Origin of the sequence: Sphingomonas cellulosilytica (genome assembly GCF_052321755.1) — a bacterium.
In the GTDB taxonomy this organism is placed as follows: domain Bacteria; phylum Pseudomonadota; class Alphaproteobacteria; order Sphingomonadales; family Sphingomonadaceae; genus Sphingomonas.
The window spans coordinates 325,407-344,422 of the sequence record NZ_JBQRTT010000003.1 but is presented as its reverse complement, the minus strand read 5'-3'; the positions used below and the strand labels follow the sequence as shown (position 1 = coordinate 344,422).

Here is a 19,016-nt window from a genome sequence, read left to right as displayed (position 1 = left end):
CGCTCACATCTTGAAGCGCGCGCCCATCAGGAACGTGCGGCCGAAGTGGTTGTTCTCGTAATTGCGGTTGGCGTCGAGATCGACGTAGCGGTCGCGATACTGGTCGGTCAGGTTGGTCCCCTCCAGCGACAGTTCGAAATTCTGCGTCAGCTTGTAACGCAGCGAGGCATCGACGTTGATCGTCTTGTTATACCCCTCGAACAGATTGCCCGTCGCCGACGCCGCATCGATATACGGGCTGCGATAGCTGATCGAACCCCGTGCCGAGAATTTGGCGTCCTCATAGTAGAGCGTGCCATTGTAGGCGCGCTTCGACAGGCCGAACAGCGTCGCGGTCCGCGTGACGTTCGGATAGGCGCCGAGCACGCCGCCTGCCGTCGTCACCGCGCCGGTCACCGGGTTGATCACACCGCGCGAGACGCTCGTCGCCGGTCCCCCTTGCGTATAGGCCGCCGACGAATCGATGAAGGTGGCGTTGGCGAGGAAGCCGAAGTTCTTGAGGAACCCGGGCAGGAAGCGGAACGAGGATTGCAGCGCGATCTCGACGCCCTTCAGCGAGGCGCCGGTTCCGTTGATCGGCTGGGTGATCGTCCACAGCTGGCCTTCCGGATTCTGCGCGGCGGGCGAGCTGGCCGGGATCACCGACAGCGGCAGGCCGGTCGAGGCGAAGGTGCCCGAACGCGGCTGCGAGACCGGGAAGCTTTCGATGTTCTTCTTGAACGCCGCGACCGAGAAGATCGATTGCGGCGCGAAATACCATTCCGCCGACAGGTCGAACGAGGTCGCACGGAACGGGTCGAGCTGCGGATTGCCGAAGCTGACACGATAGTTGAACCCGTCGACCGAGCCGCCCGGCGTCAGGCTGCCCAGCGTCGGCCGCGTGATGACCTTGGCGATCGCGCCGCGGATGATGACCTTGTCGGCCGGGAACAGCGCGACGTTGATCGCCGGCAGCCAGTCGTCATAGCTCCGTTCCACCGTCGCGGGCGTGTTCACCGTCGTGCCGTTGACGGTGGCGGAGGACAGGCCGGTCGATTTCTGCGCGGTGTGGACGTAGCGCATGCCGACATTGGCAGCATAGCGCAGGCCGGCGAGATCGCCCTTTACGTCGAACTCGCCATAGCCGCCGGTCACCTCTTCGGACACGCTGCGCGTATCGCCGACCAGCACCGCGGCGGTGCGGTTGTAGAGGCCGGTATATTGCGCCGCGGCGGCGATGTTGGGGATCAGGAACTGCGTGGTCGTGCCCGTCGGCTGACCGGCGCGGCCGAGGTTGAAGATCTCGCCCAGATTGGTCGCCGGGAAGCCGTAGACCGCGGTCGGCCCGATGTTGGTATTGGGCGTGCAGGTGATCGTGCCCAGTACCACGTCGCGACCGCCCGCGTTGGGGCAGACCACCGCATCGCGTGAGAAGCCCTTGGTATCGAACGCGAAGCGGCGATAGAGGCCGCCGGCCTTGATCTGCAGGCCCTCGGTGACGTCCCATTCGGTGCGCAGCTGCGCGGTGCGGAAGTTGTTGACCGTTTCCGACGGCCGGTCGCGAATTTCCGCAAGCTGGAAATTCGCCGGATCGGTGACGCTGGTACCGAAGCTGATGAGGGGACTGCGCGAATTGGTGTAATCGTAGCGGAAGCCTTGCGCGTCGCGATCGTCGAAGACGAAGGTCGTCTCGACCGGGATCGTCGCGTCCGACTTCGAATAACCGCCCAGCAACGTGAAGCGGAATGTGTCCGTCACGTCCTGGTCCCAGCTGCCGCCGATCTGGTAGAATTCGGTTTGCGACTTGCGCAGATAATGTTCCGTGCGCACCCACGCGTCGTTGATGGTCGCCGCGATCAGGTTGTTGTTCGAATCGATGGTGTAGTTGCTGACGTCCATCTGCCGCTCGTTGGAGCGCAGCAGCACCTCGCCCCATTTCTCCTCACGCGTCTCCTTGAAGCGCGAATAGAGGCCGTCGATCGAGATCTTGGTCGCGTCGCTCGGCGCCCATTGCACGCTGCCGGTGATGCCCAGCCGCTCGCGATCATGCCGCACCGAGCCGTAGCGCGGAATGCGCGGGTGGAAGGCGAGCGCGACCGCGTCGCACGTCGCGTTGTTGGTATAGGCGCCGCCGCGGTTGGGCTGGGTGAAGCAGGGCGTGCCGTTCACCGAATCGAACACGCCCTGCGACCAGCGCACCGTGTTGTTGCCGAGTTCGAAATTGTTGGTCTTCTGATAGGCCGCGGACAGCGAGGCGCCGAAGGTCCCCGCATCGTTCTTGTACGACAGCAGCCCGGCGATGCGCGGGCCGAAGTTCTTCGACAGGTCGTTGTAGCTCGCCTGTCCGGACAGCACGCCGGTGAAGCCGGTCTTGCCGCCGAGCGGATTACCGGTGTTGAGGTCGACCACCGCGCCCAGCGATCCTTCGTCGAGGCTGGCCTCGGCCGTCTTGTGGACGACGATCGAGTTGAAGAGTTCGGAGGCGAAGACGTTGAAATCGAACGCGCGGTCGCGGTTCGACGAGGCGCCGTCGGTCGAGGTCGCGACCGTTTCGAGGCCGTTGACGCGGACGCGGGTGAATTGCGCGCCGAGGCCGCGAACGGTGATCGCGCGGCCTTCACCGGCGTCGCGCTGGATCGAGATACCGGGGATACGCTGCAGCGATTCGGCCAGATTCTGGTCGGGGAACTTGGCGATATCCTCCGCCACGATCGCATCGACCGACGCCACCGACTCGCGCTTCACGTTGAGCGCTGCATCCAGGCTGCGGCGAAAGCCGGTGACGACGATGTCGGCGCCGCCCTCTGTGCCGTCGGGCGCGGTGGTCTGCGGCTGGACGTCGGCAGCGGGATCGGCGGGCTGCCCTTCCGGCACGACGGCGGTCTGGGCGGGTGCGGGATCGGTGTGCGGCGGGCTGCCCGGCTGGTCCGGCGTCGCCGGGATCTTCGCCGCCTGCGCAAACGCGGCGGCGGGCAGCAGCATGCCCAGCATCAGCGCGGCCGTCGATACGCCGGCAAGGCGGCCGGCACCGGCGCGGGCAAAGGTCGAACGTCCGATCATCTCACATCACTCCCCAACGGCCTTTGAGGCCTTTCACGCGCTGACACCGGTAACCGGCGTCGGCGCAGAGTCATGGGAGAATGACGCATTCGGCAGGTCGTGGCTGCCATCCTCCCGCTGTGCGGCCATCGTTCCGATGATCTCGCCACCGGTGCTTGTCCCTGCTAAGGTAACCGGTGTCAGAAGCATGCTGTGTGCAGGCTCGCATGTCAACATCCCGCAAACCGCAAAGATGGAGGCGACTATGGCAATGATCTCGGGACTTTTAATTCTGGCAGCGCAAACCGTGCCCGCTGCGCCGACAGAGCGGCCGATGGTGGTGGTCGACGAGCGGACGGTGATGCGCGAGGAGCCGACGCCGCATGGCAGGATCGGCACCAGCACCGCCTATCGGATCAGCGATGCCGTGCCGGTGCGCACGATGGAATTCCGCAAGCGGGTGCTGCACGTCGGCGCCGCGATCGGCCCGCATCCGCTGGCGCATGACGAGGTCTATTACGTCCTGTCGGGCGAAGGGGTGGTGTCGTCGGGCGCGGAGACGAAGCCGCTGAAGCCCGGCATGGCCGCCTATCTCTACACCGGCGCGACGGTAGGTATCCGCCAGGTCGGCAAGACGCCGCTGACGCTGATCGTGTCCTATCCGATCGTCACCGGCGCGGCGCACTGATCGGCGCACCCGTTCGGCCGGGCGGTATGCAGCAGCTGCCGCCCGCGTCGGAGGGTTTTTGGTGCGACCATCATGGTGGAAAACTGGAGCGGGCGAAGGGATTCGAACCCTCGACCCCAACCTTGGCAAGGTTGTGCTCTACCCCTGAGCTACGCCCGCTCTGGCGCCTGAACCGGCGAACCGGCTGGGTGAGGCGCGCCACTAGCAGCGCCTTTCGGGGGCCGCAACCCCCATCGTGAAAATTGCGTGCAGATTGGGGCTTGGCGACTCGATATCTAGAACATTACAAGAACATGGATGAACGACTCGTCCGCCCTGATCGCCCGGCTGCGCGGCATTGCCGCCGGTACGGGGGCTGCGCAAGCGGCACCGGCACCGGTGGACGGCTGGCTGATGCAGGGCCTCGCCACCGCGCAGCTGCACGAGATCTACGCGCTCGATGCCGAGGACGGGGCGAGCGGGGCGGGATTCGGCATCGCCAATGCGCTGGCGGCGGGCGCGCTGCCGCTGCTGTGGTTGCGCACCGAGGCATGCGAGCGCGCGCAGGGCCGGCTGCATGCCACTGGCCTCATCGAACTGGGCCTGCCCGCCGATGCGCTGGTGCTGGGTATCGTCGCCGACGAAGCGGCCTTGCTGCGCGCGGCGGCGGATGCGGCACGCTGCGCCGGCCTGGGGTGCGTGCTGGTGGAAAGCGTCGGCCGCGCACCCGGCCTGGACCTCACGGCGACGCGGCGGCTGATGCTGGCGGCGGAGGCATCGGGCGTCACCGTGCTGTCGCTGCGGGTCGGCGCGGAGCCGACGGTCAGCGCCGCGGCGACGCGCTGGGCGGTGGCGGCGGCGACGTCCACCGCGCTGGATCAGGGAATCGGCGGGGAGGCTCCCGGCCTGCCCGCCTATGACGTCGAATGCCTTCGCCGGCGGGGCGGCCCCGCCGGCGGCCGCTGGCGCGTGGAGTGGGATCGCAATGCCAAGAGTTTCCGTGGAGCGCCGCTATCTGGCGCTGGTCTTTCCCTGGCTGCCGATCGACCGGCTGCGCGCCACCCGGCCGCACCTGTTCGTGCAAGCGGGTGAGACGCCGGTCGCCTTCGTCGAGACGATCGGCCAGGCGGTACGGCTGACCGCGACCGATCGTACCGCGGCACGCCTGGGGCTGGAGCCGGGCCTGACGCTGGCCGATGCACGGGCGCGCGTGCCGGAGCTGGAGGTATTCCCCGCCGATCCGCATGCCGACATGGACTGGCTGGAGCGGCTGGCCGACGGCTGCGCGCGCTACAGCCCGACGGTGGCATTGGCGCCGCCCGATGCGCTGGTGATCGACGTCGCGGGCTGCACCCATGCCTTCGACGGCGAGCGGCCGCTGGCGGCGGACGTGGAGGCGCGGATGGCGCGGCGCGGCATCCTCGCCCGCCACGCCTTCGGCGACACGCCGGAAATCGCGCAGGCACTGGCCCGCTATGCCGGCGCCCCCGCCCCCGACGAACGGCGCGCGGTGAAGCGGTTGCCGGTCGCGGCGCTGGAACTGGATGCGGATGCGACGGTGGCGCTGACCCGTGCCGGGCTGAAGACGGTCGGCGACGTCATGGCCCGGCCGATCGCCGGCATCGCGGCGCGATTCGGCGAGGCGGCGGCAAGCGCGGTGCGCCGGCTGGCTGGCGACGACCGGGCGCCGGTGCGGCCGAAGGTGCGCGTGGCGCCGATCGCGGTGGAGCGCCGCTTCGCCGAGCCGATCGCGCGTACCGACGATGCGCTGGACGTGCTGGAGGAGCTTGCCGGCGAGGCGGCGCGAACGCTCGACGAGCGGCACCAGGGCGGCCGGCGCTGGGAGGCGCGGCTGTTCCGCGCCGATGGCCATGTCCAGTCGCTGCGCATCGAGACGGGGCAGCCGACGCGCGACGTGGCGCTGCTGATGCGCCTGTTCGCCGAGCGGATCGACAGCCTCGCCGACCCGCTCGATCCGGGTTTCGGCTATGATCTAGTGCGGCTGGACGTGGCGCTGGCCGAGCGGCTCGATGCGGCGCAGCTGCGGCTGGAGGGCGGCGCGGCGCAGCGCGGCCAGGTGGAGCAGCTGGTCGACCAGCTGTCGACGCGGCTGGGCCGCGGGCGGGTGCGCCGCTTCGCCCCGCGCGACAGCCATATCCCCGAGCAGGCCGAGCTGATGCTGCCCGCCACCGCCCCTGCCGCCGCCGACGCGCCCGCCGCCTGGCCCGCGGCGGAGGCGGGCGAGCCGCCGCTGCGCCCTATCTACCTGTTCGACCCGCCGCAGCCGATCGAGAGCGTGATGGCCGAGGTGCCGGACGGCCCGCCGCACCGCTTCCGCTGGCGGCGGCGGGTCCACGAGGTCGCCCGTGCCGAGGGGCCGGAGCGGATCGCCGGCGAATGGTGGCGCCGCCACGACGCGACGATCCCGACGCGCGACTATTATCGTATCGAGGACCGGCGCGGCCGCCGATACTGGATTTTCCGCCACGGCCTGCACGACGAGCGCGACCACCCGCGCTGGTACCTGCACGGGCTGTTCGCATGAGCGATGCGCCGCGATTCGCCGAACTGGTCGCGGCGACCAATTATTCCTTCCTCCATGGCGCGAGTCACCCGAGCGACATGGTGGCAGGCGCGGTGGAGCTGGGGCTTGCCGCCATCGGCATCGCCGATCGCAACACGGTGGCCGGCGTCGTCCGTGCCCATGATGCCTTGCAGCGCGCCGAACAGGGCCTGCTCGGCCAGCGCCTGCCGCCGCTCGACTTCAGGCTGGTGGTGGGCGCGCGGCTGGTGTTCGCCGACGGCACGCCCGATATCGTCGCCTATCCCGCCACGCGGCATGGCTGGGGACGGCTGACGCGGCTGCTGACGGTCGGCAACCGCAGGGCGGTGAAGGGCGGCTGCATCCTGGGGCTGGGCGATCTCGCCCGGCATTGCGAGGACCTGCTGCTGATCGCCCTGCCCGACAGCAGCACGACGCCCGCTGAGCCGATGCCGGACGCGCTGATCCCGCCGATGCGCAGCGATCCCGGCCTGGCCGCCACGCTGGCGCTGCTTGCCGACATGGCGCCGGGGCGAACATGGCTGGGCGTGACCATGCCGCGCGGCGGGCGCGACCGCCGCCGCCTGGCGCGCCATGCGCGGATCGCGGCACAGGCCGGCGTCCCGCTGCTCGCGACCACCGATGCGCTCTACGCGCAGCCCGACGCACGGCCGCTGCACGATATCGTCACCTGCATCCGCGAAGGGCGCACCGTCGCGCACGCCGGACGCCTGCTCGCCGCCAATGCCGAACGGCATCTGAAGCCGCCAGCCGAGATCGCCCGCCTGTTCCACGGCTGGCCGGAGGCGGTCGCCGAGAGCCTGCGGCTGCTCGACCGGATTGAGTTTCGGCTGGACCAACTGCGCTACGAATATCCGCACGAGCCGGTGCCCGCCGGCTGGCAGGCACAGGACTGGCTGGAGCATCTCACCTGGCAGAGCGCGATCGACCGCTACGACGGCTATGTCCCCGACAAGCTGCTCGGCCTGCTGCATGAGGAGTTCGCGCTCATCCGGTCGCAGGGCTATGCCCATTATTTCCTGACGGTGCACGACATCGTCCGCTTCGCGCGGACCACCAGCCCGCCGATCTTGTGCCAGGGCCGCGGGTCGGCCGCCAATTCGGCGGTGTGCTGGCTGCTCGGCGTCACCTCGGTCGATCCGATGCGCTACGACCTGCTCTTCTCGCGCTTCGTATCCGCCGAGCGCAACGAGCCGCCCGATATCGACGTCGATTTCGAGCACGAGCGGCGCGAGGAGGTGATGCAATATATCTACGAGCGCTATGGCCGCCACCGCGCGGCGATCGCGGCGACGGTGATCCACTACCGGCCGCGCAGCGCGGTGCGCGAGGTCGGCAAGGTGCTGGGCCTGTCGGAGGATGTGACCCAGCGCCTGACCAGCACGATCTGGGGCAGCTTCACCGATCGGCTGGAGGACAAGCATCTCCAGCAGACCGGCTATGACACCGCCACGCCCGAAATCGCGCGGCTGTGCGATTTGGTGGCGCAGCTGCTCGAATTTCCCCGCCATCTGTCGCAGCATGTCGGCGGCTTCGTGCTGACCCAGAACCGCCTCGACGAGACGGTGCCGATCCACAACGGCGCGATGAAGGACCGGACCTTCATCGAATGGGACAAGGACGATATCGACTGCCTGGGGCTGATGAAGGTCGACGTGCTGGCGCTCGGCATGCTGACCTGCATCCGCAAGGCGTTCGACCTGATGGACGAGCACGGCCTCGGCCGGCACGACCTCGATTCCATCCCGCCCGACGCGCCACCGGTCTACGACATGCTGTGCAGGGGCGACAGCATCGGCGTGTTCCAGGTGGAAAGCCGCGCGCAGATCAACATGCTGCCGCGCCTGCGCCCCCGCAAGCTGTACGACCTGGTCGTGCAGGTGGCGATCGTGCGGCCCGGGCCGATCGAGGGCGACATGGTGCATCCCTATCTGCGGCGGCGCGCGGGCCGCGAGGCGGTGGACTTCCCCTCCCCCGATCCCCGGTGCGGACCGGCCGACGAATTGCGCACCCTGTTGCGCGAAACCTATGGCGTGCCGCTGTTCCAGGAACAGGCGATGAAGCTCGCCATCGTCGCCGCCGGCTTCACCCCCGGCGAGGCGAACCAGCTGCGCCGCGCCATGGCGACGTTCCGCCATGTCGGCGGCATGGACAATTTCCACGAGAAGCTGGTCGGCGGCATGGTCGGCCGCGGCTACGAGCGCGACTTCGCCGAGCGCTGCTACAAGCAGATCGAGGGGTTCGGCAGCTACGGTTTCCCCGAGAGCCACGCTTTGTCCTTTGCGCGGCTGGTGTACGTGTCGTCGTGGATCAAATGCTTCCACCCGGCCGCGTTCGGCTGTGCGATCCTCAACGCGCAGCCGATGGGCTTCTACGCGCCCGCGCAGCTGGTGCAGGACGCGCGCGACCATGGCGTCGTCGTCCGCCCCGTCGACGTCAATGCGAGCGGCTGGGACAATGCGCTGGAGCCGCTCGACGACGGCAGCCACGCGATCCGGCTGGGGTTCCGCCAGGTCGACGGATTCCGGCAGGCCTGGGCGGAGGCGCTGGTCGCCGCGCGCGGCGAGGAGCCCTTCGCCGGCATCGAGGCGGTGGCGGCGCGGGCCGGACTGCCGACGCGCGGGCTCAACCTGCTCGCCGATGCCGATGCCTTCGGCTCGATCGCGATGCCGCGGCGCGATGCCTTGTGGGAGGTGCGGCGCACGCCCCCCAGGCAACTCGCGCTGTTCGCCGCCGCGGACGCACCCGAGCTGGCCGAGGAGGCGGATGCGCGCCTGCCCGCCATGCCGCTGTCCGAACAGGTGGCGGCGGATTACCAGACGACTCGGCTGTCGCTGAAGGATCACCCGATGCGATTCCTGCGGCCCGTGTTCGCCGCCGAGGGCGTGCTGTCGAGCGCCGAGGCGGCCCGCGCGCGGGACGGGCGGCGGGCGCGCGTCGCCGGCGTGGTGCTGGTCCGCCAGCGGCCGGGCAAGGGCAATGCGATCTTCGTGACGATCGAGGACGAGACGGGAATCACCAACGCCCTGCTCTGGGCGCGCGATTTCGAGGCGCACCGGCGCGCGGTGATGGCGGCGCGGCTGCTGGTGCTGGAAGGGGTGATCCAGCGGAGCGACGAAGGCGTCGTCCACCTGATGACGACCCAGGCATACGACCGCACCGCAGAACTCGCGCGCCTCTCTTCCGATTACCGGGCCGAGACGCCGCTGCTGCCGGTGGACGAGGTGATCCGCCCCAAGCCGATCGTCAGCCAGGACCCCCGAGGCCGCCACCCGCGCGACGTGCGGATCATGCCGCCGTCACGCGATTTCCACTGACCGTCCCAGCAACGCCAACGCCATAAACGGAATGGCCCCCGCTCCGGGGGCATGGAGCGAGGGCCGACCTAGCGTTCGTCACGCAGGCGGGAAGTGGTTGATGTCATCCGGGCAACAGGGGGAAAAATCCCGGACGCCCCACATCCGCGAGGGCCCTTCTAGGCCAAGCAACCTGTCGCTTGCATGAATGACGGGTCGGATTCTGCCCTGTCAGCGGCTATTGGTCCGCCGTGGGTCGTTCCATTTGAACGTCTGGTCGCTAACCGGTACGCCGAATCGCTGATTCGACAGGCGAATCGTCGTGCGGTTGTTCTGGCTGTCGAGCGCCACCCAGCCTTGCAGCGACAGACCCGCCGGCGCCGAGGGCTGGCGCGCGAAGATCAATGTGATGCGGCCATATTCGGGATGCTTCGGATCGTTCGCCTCGACCGATACGACCGCGTCGTTGCCGGTCTGCACCAGCCGCGCATAGCGCGTGATGTCGCGGGTGGGATCGAGCAGCACGCCGAGCGGCGAATTCTTGATCGGCCAGCGCTGCACCTGCCGTACCGAATAATCGATGAAGGTCAGCGCGCCACCCTCTGCGACGATCAGGATCGGCACGCCCTTTTCATATTGGAAGCGCAGCTTGCCCGGCTTCTTCAGGGTGAAGGTGCCGGTCAGCACCTTGCCGTTGCGATCGGTCTGCGTGAAGTCGGCGGTCATCGTCTCGACCGACTGGAGGTGCCGCTGCACCGCGGCGAGATCGCCGGTCGCCTGGGCGGGGAGGACGGCGGGCGCGACCAGCGCGGTGAGGGCAAATGCGTATCGGATCATGGGCATCCTGATGCAGGGCGAGCGTTGAATGCGTGCTTAACCGCCAAAGGCCGCCGGGGTTCAAGCCCCCGGCGGCCCCCCTTCACTTGCCCGGCCCGAGCAGGTTGGCGCGCCAGAACAGGAGGCTGGTCCAGAACTGATAGTCCTGGTTCTCCTTCTTGGCGAAGCCATGGCCCTCGTCCTTGGCCAGCAGGTGCCAGGCGGGCACGCCGTTGGCGCGGACCGCGGCGATCATCTGGTTCGCCTCCGACGCCGGCACGCGCGGATCGTTGCCGCCGGTGACGACCATCAGCGGGATCTTCAGCTCCGCGGCGCGGGTCAGCGGGCTGATCGCGGTCAGCTTGGCGCGCTGCTCGGCCACGCGCTCGTCGCCATATTCGACCCGGCGCAGGTCGCGGCGATAGCTTTGCGTGTTTTCGAGGAAGGTGACGAAATTGGAGATGGCGACGATGCAGTTCGCCGCCTTGAACCGGTCGCCGTAGCGGATCGCCACCGCATAGCACATGTAGCCGCCGTAGCTGCCCCCCGTCTCCGCGATCCGTTTGGGATCGATGCGCGGGTCCCTTTCCAGCCGGTCGAGGAAGGCGCCGATGTCCTTCACCGAATCCTCGCGCTTGAACGGCCCGTTATCGAGCGCGACGAAGCGCTTGCCGAACCCGGTCGAGCCGCGGACGTTGGGATAGAAGATCGCGATCCCGAGCTCGTTTATGAGATAGTTGTTGCGGCCGAGGAAGCCAGGCGTCGATTGCCCCTCCGGCCCGCCATGGATGTTGAACAGCAGCGGCCGCTTGCCCGGCCAGCGCTTCGGATCGGGGCGGTAGAGGAAGCCCGAGACGGGTTCGCCGTCGAAGCTCTTCACCTCGATGAATTCGGGCTCGGCGTTGCGCTGCGGATCGAGGCCGCCGGTCTCGCTCGCCGTCCAGCGCGTCACCTTCAGCGTCGCGGGATCGAGCGAATAGGTATCGGCCGGCGCCTTCGCCGAGGTGAGCGTGAAGCCCAGCGCCCCCCAGGGTGCGAACGCCACCCCGCCGATCCCGCCCGCGGGCAGCGGCACGGTGCGAGCCCGCCGGCTGGCGACATCGAGCAGCTTCAGCCGGTCGATGCCCGCTTCGTTGACGACATAGGCGATGGTGCGGCCGTCGTCGGATATGTCGAAGCCGGCGACATCCCACTTCGCCTCGGGCGCCACCGCGGTGAAGCGGCCCGTGCGCGGATCGATCGTGCCGAGACGCTGGAAGTCCGATCCTTCGTCCGAGGTCACCCACAAGGTACCGTCAGGCGCGAACTTCGCATCGCCATAGGCGATCGGCTGCGCCGGGTCGCCGATCGGGGTCATGCGGCCGGTGGCGACGTTCATCAGGTACAGGTTGGTCTTGTTGACCGACAGATATTGGCTGACCACCGCGGTCTTCGCATCGGGCGCGAAGTCGCCGATCGCCCAGCCGCCGCCCTGCACCCTGGCAACGAGCCGGTCGCTCTTGGGATCGCGCGGATCGATGATGTAGAGGTCGTTGTCCGTCCCGTTGCGGCGCGTGGAGGAATAGCCGAGCCAGCGCCCGTCGTGGCTCCAGGCGTTGATCGCGTTGCGGCTCTTGCCGTCGGTGAGCAGCGTGAGGCGGCCGTCCTTCAGCGTATAGAGCTGCCAGAATTCGCTGCCGCCGACGTCCTTCTGCACCACCAGCACGTCGCCGCGTCTGGGCGCGTAGCTGGCGCCGGCGATCGCATCCGCCTCGAACGACAGCTGCCGCCGCATGCCCAGCGGCATCGCCACCTCGTGCAGCTGCGCGGTATTGCCGAAACGGGTGGACACCAGCACGCCGCGCGTCACCGGGTTCCAGCCGTCGAACCCGGCGGCGCGCGATTCGAGATAGGGCCGCGTCGCGTCGGCGAGAGCCTGCGGCACCGGCGGGATGCCGTCGGCGACGATCGCCGCGGGCGGTGCGACGGTGGGGCCGCTATCCTGCGCCATCGCCGCGCCGGCGATGGTCAGCGTGACGGCTGCGGTGATGCGTTTCACTGGCGTTCCCCCGATGTGTTATATCAAAGCGATAGCGTGGCAGGTCGGTAGCCCGGATCAAGCGGTTTCGGGCAAGCGTGGCCGCGAAAGGTCACAAAAGTCGCACGAACGCAGGTGTCGTCAGCGAGTGCGAGCGGATGTCAAAGAACGATGGACGGGACGATCTCGGAGCGGTGTTTCACGGCTTTTCCAAATAGGACAGCGTGGATCGCGCGGTTACTTAAACGAGGTCGATGGCAGGCAGCACCGCGGACCCATACGCGATCGTCCATCGGGGGCTTAAGACCAATCGACATTCAATCCCTCCCTGCCAAGGCAGGGCTATTGCAATGGGCTGTCTGATCCGGGTGTTCTTCAATCCTCCGTCTTGCCGGACTTGGTCCGGCATCCACCGTGCCGCACACCAATACGCTCTGGGTTTTGCGGCACGGTGGACCCCGGAACACGTCCGGGGTGACGAAGGATAATGGGACGGCATGCCCCTTCACCCGCCGCCGGCAGCCATCATCGCCATATGCGATAGCCCTGCCCTGGGGGGGAGGATGAAGAGGGTCCTTCATTCTGCATGTCGATCAGCCCTGGCGAACGCGCGCCCGCGCTCAGATCGCGTGCCCCTCCGTATCGCGCAGCACCTCGCGGCGGCCGACGTGGTCGGGGCGGCTGACGATGCCGTCCTTTTCCATCTTTTCGATCAGCCGCGCCGCCGAATTGTAGCCGATGCGCAGCTGGCGCTGGAGCCAGCTGGTCGAGGCCTTTTGCGATTCGCACACCAGCTGGATCGCGGCGCGGTACTGCTGGTCCTCGGCCGTGTCCTCGCCCTCCGGTGCGCCTTCCAGTGCGAAGCTGTCTTCGGGTTCTTCGGTGACCGAGCTGATATAGTCGGGCTGACCCTGGGCGCGCCAGTGATCGGCGATGCCGCGCACCTCGTCGTCGCTGACGAAGGGGCCGTGGACGCGGACGATGCCCTTGCCGCCGGGCATGTAGAGCATGTCGCCGCGCCCCAGCAGCTGTTCGGCGCCCTGTTCGCCCAGGATGGTGCGGCTGTCGATCTTGCTGGTGACGTGGAAACTGATGCGGGTCGGCAGGTTCGCCTTGATGACGCCGGTGATGACGTCGACCGACGGGCGCTGCGTCGCCATGATGAGGTGGATGCCGGCGGCGCGCGCCTTTTGCGCGAGGCGCTGGATCAGGAATTCCACCTCCTTGCCCGCTGTCATCATCAAATCGGCCAGCTCGTCGACGATGACGACGATCTGCGGCAGCGGCTCGTAGTCGAGCTGCTCCTCCTCATACACCGGCTGGCCCGTTTCGGGGTGATAGCCGGTCTGCACGCGGCGGCCGAGGCGCTGGCCCTTGGCCTTGGCGGCACGCACCTTGTCGTTGAAGCCTGCCAGGCTGCGCACGCCGACCGACGACATCTGGCGGTAGCGATCCTCCATCGTCTCCACCGCCCATTTGAGCGCGCGCACCGCCTTGGCGGGATCGGTGACGACGGGGGACAGCAGGTGCGGGATATCGTCGTACATGCTCAGTTCGAGCATCTTGGGATCGATCATGATCATCCGGCACTGGTCGGGCGTCAGCCGGTAGAGCAGCGAGAGGATCATGCAGTTGAGGCCGACCGACTTGCCCGATCCGGTGGTGCCCGCGACGAGCAGGTGCGGCATCGGCGCGAGATCGGCGATGACGGGATCGCCGGCGATGTTCTTGCCGAGGATGATGGGCAGCTGCGCCGCCTGATCCTCGAACGTCTGGCTGCCGACGAGTTCGTGCAGGCTGACCGATTCGCGCTTCTGGTTCGGCAGCTCGATGCCGATCACGTTGCGGCCGGGGATCACCGCGACGCGCGCCGACACCGCGCTCATGTTGCGGGCGATATCGTCGGCGAGCGCGATGACGCGGCTGGCCTTGATGCCGGGCGCGGGCTCCAGTTCGTACATGGTCACGACCGGGCCGGGGCGCACTTCGTTGATGACGCCGTGCACCTTGAAATCGTCGAGCACGTTTTCGAGCAGGCGGGCGTTGCGCTCCAGCGAGGCCTTGTCGATCGTCCCCTTGGGCGCGGGCGGCGCGGGGGTGAGCAGGTCGATCTGCGGCAGCGCATAGGTGTAGCCGAGGTCGAGGCTCTGCTGCTTCGGCTTGGGCCGGGCGGCGGAGGGGGCGACGGTGCGGTCGGCGATCACCGGCGCGGGGCGCGGATCGGGGGTGGCGACGGCGCGCGGCTCCACCACCTTGCGGGCGAGTTGCAGCGGCTCCTCATCCTCCTCCTCGTCCACGTCGTAATCGTACACATCCTCGATCGTCTCGCCGTCGGCGGTGCGGATGCGGCGCAGGCGGAAGCGGCGTTCGCCGAGGTCGATCTCCAGGCTCTTCGCCCAGACGATGATGCCGGCGACGCCGATGACGAGGCCGATGCCGCGCGCCAGCCAGCGTTCGGTGCCCGGCTGGCCGATGAAGGACAGCGCCCATGCGACGAGACGCGCCACCGACAGGCCGACCACCCCGCCCCACCCCGCAGGCAGCGCCAGCACCGAGGAATCGGAGACAAAGGCGAGCGCCGCCGCCATCAGCGCGACGCCGATCACCGCATTGCGCAGCATCGCCGTCCAGCGCCCCGGCGGCTGGTCGCGCCACAGCCGCGCCGCGACGATCGGCCCGACCGGCAGCAGCAGCGCCACCGCCGGCCCGAAGACGGTCAGCGCCAGATCGGCGAACCACGCCCCCGGCGGGCCCGCGAGGTTCTGGATCGGCCCGCCCGAGGCGGTGTTGAGCGCGGCGTCGCTGGCATGGTAGCTCGCCAGCGCCAGCACCATCAGCAGCGTCACCAGGATGATGGCGATCGCCGCGATCAGCGCTCCGCCGCGCACCGCCCCCGCCTTCACCGTCTCACGCAACAAGCCTGGCTGCGCACGGCTCGCCATCGCCCGATCCCTTCAATGTGCGAAAAATCGCCGGAATCATCGGGCCGCGGCGGCGTTCCGTCAAGACGGCTGCGATGGATCGGCGTTGGCACGGGCCACCGCGGCCTGTAGGGGGAAGGCATGGACACAGACGTCATCATCCTCGGCGGCGGCCTGGTCGGCGCGACGCTGGCGCTCGCGCTCGATGCGCATGGGGTCGGCAGCATCGTCGTCGATCCCGCCGACCCGGCGGTGATGCTCGCCCCCGGTTTCGACGGGCGCGCCTCCGCGATCGCCAGCGCAAGCGGGCGGATGCTCGATGCGATCGGCGTCGGTGCGCGGCTGGCGGGCCAGGGCTGCGCGATCCGGCATATCCGGGTGAGCGACGGTCTTGCCCCCGGCAAGCTCGATTTCCGCCCCGGCGAACGCGACGATCCGCTGGGCACCATGTACGAGAACAAGCTGCTGCGGCGCGCGCTGTTCGAGGCGGCGAGCGCGGCGACCCATGTCGACCTGCGCATGCAGACGCGCGCGACGCAGGTGGTGCGTGGCCCGGCCGGCGTCACCGCGACGCTCGATTCGGGCGCAACCGTGACCGCAGCCCTGCTGGTCGCGGCGGAGGGGCGCCATTCGCCGACGCGCGAGGCGGCGGGCATCCCGGTGGCGCGCTGGCAATACGATCACGCGGCGATCGTCGGCGCCTTCCACCACGAACACAGCCATGAGGATATCGCGTTCGAGATCTTCTATCACTCCGGCCCGTTCGCGCTGCTGCCGCTGCCAGACGACGAGATCGGCCACCGGTCTGCGATCGTCTGGTCGGTGAGGGGGGCGGACGGGCCGGCGATGATGAAGCTGGGCGATCGGGCCTTCCTGGCCGAAGCGAGCAAGCGCATGGGCGGGTTTCTGGGCGAACTCTCCGCCCCCTCCCCGCGCGCGAGCTATCCGCTGGGCTTCCACCATGCGGCGCGGATCACCGCGGAGCGGCTGGCGCTGGTCGGCGATGCCGCGCATGGTATCCATCCGATCGCGGGCCAGGGGCTCAACCTGGGCCTGCGCGACGTGGCGACGCTGGCCGAGGTGCTGGTGGAGGGCAAGAGGCTGGGGCTCGACCTCGGCGATCCCGCGCTGCTCGAACGCTACCAGCGCTGGCGCGGGCTCGACACGCTGATGGTCGCCGCCGCCACCGATACGCTGACCCGGCTGTTCGGCATCCCCGGCAAGACGGCGAGTGCGGTGCGCCGCTTCGGGATCAGCGCGGTCGACAAGCTGCCGCCGCTCAAGAACCGCTTCATGGCGGAGGCGCGCGGCGAAAGCGGCGCGCTGCCCAAGCTGCTGCAGGGATTGCTGGTGTGAGCGAGCCGGCCCCCTCGCCTCCCGCCCCGGCCTCCGCCCCTGCTCCCGCTACGCCGATGAGCAGGGCGCAGCGCGGGGTGGCGCGCGGGATCGGGATCGGGTTGGGGCTGACGCTGGCGGCGGCGATCATCGGCTATGCGCGCAGCTATGCCGCGACGCTGGATGCGCGGCTGTTCACGCTGGGGATCGCGGCGCTGACGCTGGGCCTGTGGGTCGCAGCGGCGATCGGCGACGTGGCGCGGCGGCGCTATGGCTCGACGAACGCGATCGACGGCGGCAACGGCATCGATCCGCGGGTGGATGCGGCCAATGCGGTGCTGCGCAACACCGCGGAACAGGCGCTGCTCGCGCTGCTGGCCTATGGCGCGCTGACCCTGGTCAGCGACCATGCACGGGTGCCGGTGGCGCTGTTCGCGGCGTGCTTCTCGGCCGGGCGGCTGCTGTTCTGGACCGGCTATCGCGACGGCGCGGAGGCGCGTGCGTTGGGCTTCGCGCTGACCTTCTACCCCAGCGTCGCTGCGCTGCTGATGGCGGCGCTGGCGCTGGTCGGTTGACGGCGGCTCTGCGTCAGAGGCGCCGCGCGTCGTCCGCCAGCATCACCGGCACCCCGTCGCGGATCGGATAGGCGAGGCCCGCGGCCTCCGACACCAGTTCCTGCGCGGCTTCGTCGTAGCGCAACGGCTGCCGGGTCACAGGGCAGACCAGCCGTTCGAGCAGCCAGGGGTCGATGCTCATTGTAGCGTCACCTTGTCCTCGCCGTCGTGGCGGCCGAAGAATTGCATCAGCTGGATGATGAGTTCGGCGCGCGTCTCGATATCCGGTGCCTCGAGCAGCGCCTGCTTCGCGGCGGCATCGAACGGCGCGATCTGGGCGATGCCATTGACCAGGCTTTCATCGTCGAGCCGGCCGACCGCCTCCCAATCCACCGCATAGCCCTGCGTATCGGCGAAGCGGCGCGATTCCAGTTCCAGCGACGATCGCCGGCCGAGCGACAGCGTTTCGTCCTCCGGCACCGGCAGCAATGCCGCCTCGACCTGGCGGAACGGGGTCGTTACGTCGAGTTCGCGCAGCACCCGGAACAGCGCCACGCCCTCCAGCACCAGATTGTAGCGGCCGTCGTCCAGCGCCTCGACCTCGGCGATCCTGCCGACGCAGCCGATGTCGTAGAGCGCCGGGCGATCGCCGCCGCCCGCCATTCCCATCGGCTGGATCATGCCGATGCGCCGGTCGCGCACCATCGCATCGCTCACCATCGCCCGATAGCGCGGCTCGAAGATGTGCAGCGGCAGGTGCATGCCCGGGAACAGCAAGGCCCCGGGCAAGGGAAAGATCGACAGGCGCGTCGGGTTCGTCATCCGAACAGGATCGCGGAGAGTCGCCGGCGCTGCGCGGAAACCCAGGGATCCTCCAGCCCGACGACCTCGAACAGCTTGAGCAGCTGCGAGCGCGCCGCGCCTTCGTTCCATTCGCGGTCGGCGGCGACGATGTAGAGCAGGTTGTCCGCCGCCGCATCGCGGTTGCCCGCCGCCATCTGCGCGTTGGCGAGCGCGAAGCGGCGTTCGTGGTCGTCGGGGTTGTTGGTGACCTCCGCCTCCAGCCCCGCGAAATCCTCCACCGGCTGCGCGCTTTGCGCCAGTGCGAGCGTCGCCTTGGCGCGCTCGATACCGGCATCCTTGAGGTCGGCGGGCAAGGCGTCGATCGCCGCCTGCGCCTCTTCGGTCTGGCCCGCGGCGACGAGGGCGCGGATGCGGCCGGAGAGGACGGCGGGATGATCCGGCGCCATCTCGAACAACTGGTCGAAGATCGACAGCGCGCGCGCCGCATCCCCCTCCGCCAGCACGTCCTCGCCCATCGCGATCAGCGGCTCGATCTCCGCCGCCGCATCGGCATCCGCCGACTGGATCGGCAGCTGTTTCAGCAATTGGTCGAGGATGGTGCGCAGCTGCGATTCGGTGCGGGCATTGGTCAGGTCGGCGACCAGCTGGCCCTGGAACATCGCATAGACGGTCGGGATCGACTTGATCTGGAATTGCGCGGCGATGAACTGATTCTTGTCGGTATCGACCTTGGCCAGCACGACGCCCTTGTCGGCATAGGCCGCGGCGACCTTTTCCAGCACCGGCGCCAGCGCCTTGCACGGCCCGCACCATTCCGCCCAGAAATCGATGATGACGAGGGAGGTCATCGACGGTTCGACGACGTCGCGGCGGAAAGCCTCGACCGCCTGCTTCTCGGCTGGCGACATTCCTAACGTGGCCAAAAGCTGCTCCTTCGTATGCGTTGTCGCCCATGTGGGGCAGGATGCGCGCGACGCCAAGGGTTTTGCCAAAAGCCCGGTACGTCTGGCGGCGGCTCCCTCCCC

Annotated in this window: 13 protein-coding genes and 1 tRNA gene; 6 read left to right on the top strand and 8 right to left on the bottom strand. The window is 68.8% G+C overall.

Annotated features, from left to right (window positions below):
* Positions 1-3: 3 nt before the first annotated feature.
* Entirely contained in the window at positions 4-3,039 is a 3,036-nt protein-coding gene (locus ACTZQ5_RS06910) for a TonB-dependent receptor (RefSeq protein WP_443584421.1), read from the bottom strand.
* A gap of 250 nt (positions 3,040-3,289) precedes the next feature.
* Between ACTZQ5_RS06910 and ACTZQ5_RS06905 the strand changes: the two genes are divergently transcribed.
* Positions 3,290-3,706, top strand: a complete 417-nt coding sequence (locus ACTZQ5_RS06905) for a cupin domain-containing protein (RefSeq protein WP_443584520.1) — start codon at positions 3,290-3,292, stop codon at positions 3,704-3,706.
* 84 nt (positions 3,707-3,790) lie between these two features.
* On the opposite strand, the gene ACTZQ5_RS06900 is transcribed toward ACTZQ5_RS06905, so the two are convergent.
* Positions 3,791-3,865, bottom strand: a tRNA-Gly gene (locus ACTZQ5_RS06900).
* A gap of 138 nt (positions 3,866-4,003) precedes the next feature.
* Between ACTZQ5_RS06900 and ACTZQ5_RS06895 the strand changes: the two genes are divergently transcribed.
* Genes ACTZQ5_RS06895 through ACTZQ5_RS06885 form a run of 3 tightly spaced genes read left to right on the top strand, consistent with a single transcriptional unit; the run spans position 4,004 to position 9,565 of the window.
* Positions 4,004-4,777 (top strand): hypothetical protein, encoded by a 774-nt coding sequence (locus tag ACTZQ5_RS06895; protein ID WP_443584420.1) that lies wholly within the window; start codon positions 4,004-4,006, stop codon positions 4,775-4,777.
* Positions 4,686-6,230: a Y-family DNA polymerase gene (locus ACTZQ5_RS06890; RefSeq protein WP_443584419.1), complete on the top strand. Its 1,545-nt coding sequence runs from the start codon at positions 4,686-4,688 to the stop codon at positions 6,228-6,230. The genes ACTZQ5_RS06895 and ACTZQ5_RS06890 overlap by 92 nt, the downstream gene beginning before the upstream one ends.
* Positions 6,227-9,565, top strand: a complete 3,339-nt coding sequence (locus ACTZQ5_RS06885) for an error-prone DNA polymerase (protein ID WP_443584418.1) — start codon at positions 6,227-6,229, stop codon at positions 9,563-9,565. The genes ACTZQ5_RS06890 and ACTZQ5_RS06885 overlap by 4 nt, the downstream gene beginning before the upstream one ends.
* Before the next feature lie 210 nt (positions 9,566-9,775).
* On the opposite strand, the gene ACTZQ5_RS06880 is transcribed toward ACTZQ5_RS06885, so the two are convergent.
* The 3 genes from ACTZQ5_RS06880 to ACTZQ5_RS06870 all read right to left on the bottom strand — a co-directional run bounded on the left by ACTZQ5_RS06880 (position 9,776) and on the right by ACTZQ5_RS06870 (position 15,319).
* Positions 9,776-10,381 (bottom strand): LolA family protein, encoded by a 606-nt coding sequence (locus tag ACTZQ5_RS06880; RefSeq protein ID WP_443584417.1) that lies wholly within the window; start codon positions 10,379-10,381, stop codon positions 9,776-9,778.
* Between the two features lie 82 nt (positions 10,382-10,463).
* Positions 10,464-12,398 (bottom strand): S9 family peptidase, encoded by a 1,935-nt coding sequence (locus tag ACTZQ5_RS06875; protein ID WP_443584416.1) that lies wholly within the window; start codon positions 12,396-12,398, stop codon positions 10,464-10,466.
* Positions 12,399-12,997: 599 nt separating this feature from the next.
* Complete coding sequence (locus tag ACTZQ5_RS06870; protein ID WP_443584415.1) at positions 12,998-15,319, bottom strand: DNA translocase FtsK; 2,322 nt, start codon at positions 15,317-15,319, stop codon at positions 12,998-13,000.
* A gap of 120 nt (positions 15,320-15,439) precedes the next feature.
* On the opposite strand from ACTZQ5_RS06870, the gene ACTZQ5_RS06865 reads away from it, so the two are divergent.
* Positions 15,440-16,654, top strand: a complete 1,215-nt coding sequence (locus ACTZQ5_RS06865; RefSeq protein ID WP_443584414.1) for a UbiH/UbiF/VisC/COQ6 family ubiquinone biosynthesis hydroxylase — start codon at positions 15,440-15,442, stop codon at positions 16,652-16,654.
* The gene (locus ACTZQ5_RS06860; protein WP_443584413.1) at positions 16,651-17,208 is read left to right on the top strand and encodes an MAPEG family protein; all 558 of its coding nucleotides are present in this window, start codon (positions 16,651-16,653) and stop codon (positions 17,206-17,208) included. The genes ACTZQ5_RS06865 and ACTZQ5_RS06860 overlap by 4 nt, the downstream gene beginning before the upstream one ends.
* A 13-nt stretch (positions 17,209-17,221) precedes the next feature.
* Here ACTZQ5_RS06860 and ACTZQ5_RS06855 read toward each other — a convergent pair whose 3' ends face one another.
* Genes ACTZQ5_RS06855 through ACTZQ5_RS06845 form a run of 3 tightly spaced genes read right to left on the bottom strand, consistent with a single transcriptional unit; the run spans position 17,222 to position 18,899 of the window.
* Positions 17,222-17,389, bottom strand: coding sequence for a Trm112 family protein (locus tag ACTZQ5_RS06855; protein WP_443584412.1), 168 nt, complete (start codon positions 17,387-17,389; stop codon positions 17,222-17,224).
* Positions 17,386-18,009, bottom strand: coding sequence for an LON peptidase substrate-binding domain-containing protein (locus ACTZQ5_RS06850; protein ID WP_443584411.1), 624 nt, complete (start codon positions 18,007-18,009; stop codon positions 17,386-17,388). The genes ACTZQ5_RS06855 and ACTZQ5_RS06850 overlap by 4 nt, the downstream gene beginning before the upstream one ends.
* Complete coding sequence (locus ACTZQ5_RS06845; protein ID WP_443584519.1) at positions 18,006-18,899, bottom strand: tetratricopeptide repeat protein; 894 nt, start codon at positions 18,897-18,899, stop codon at positions 18,006-18,008. The genes ACTZQ5_RS06850 and ACTZQ5_RS06845 overlap by 4 nt, the downstream gene beginning before the upstream one ends.
* Positions 18,900-19,016 lie beyond the last annotated feature (117 nt).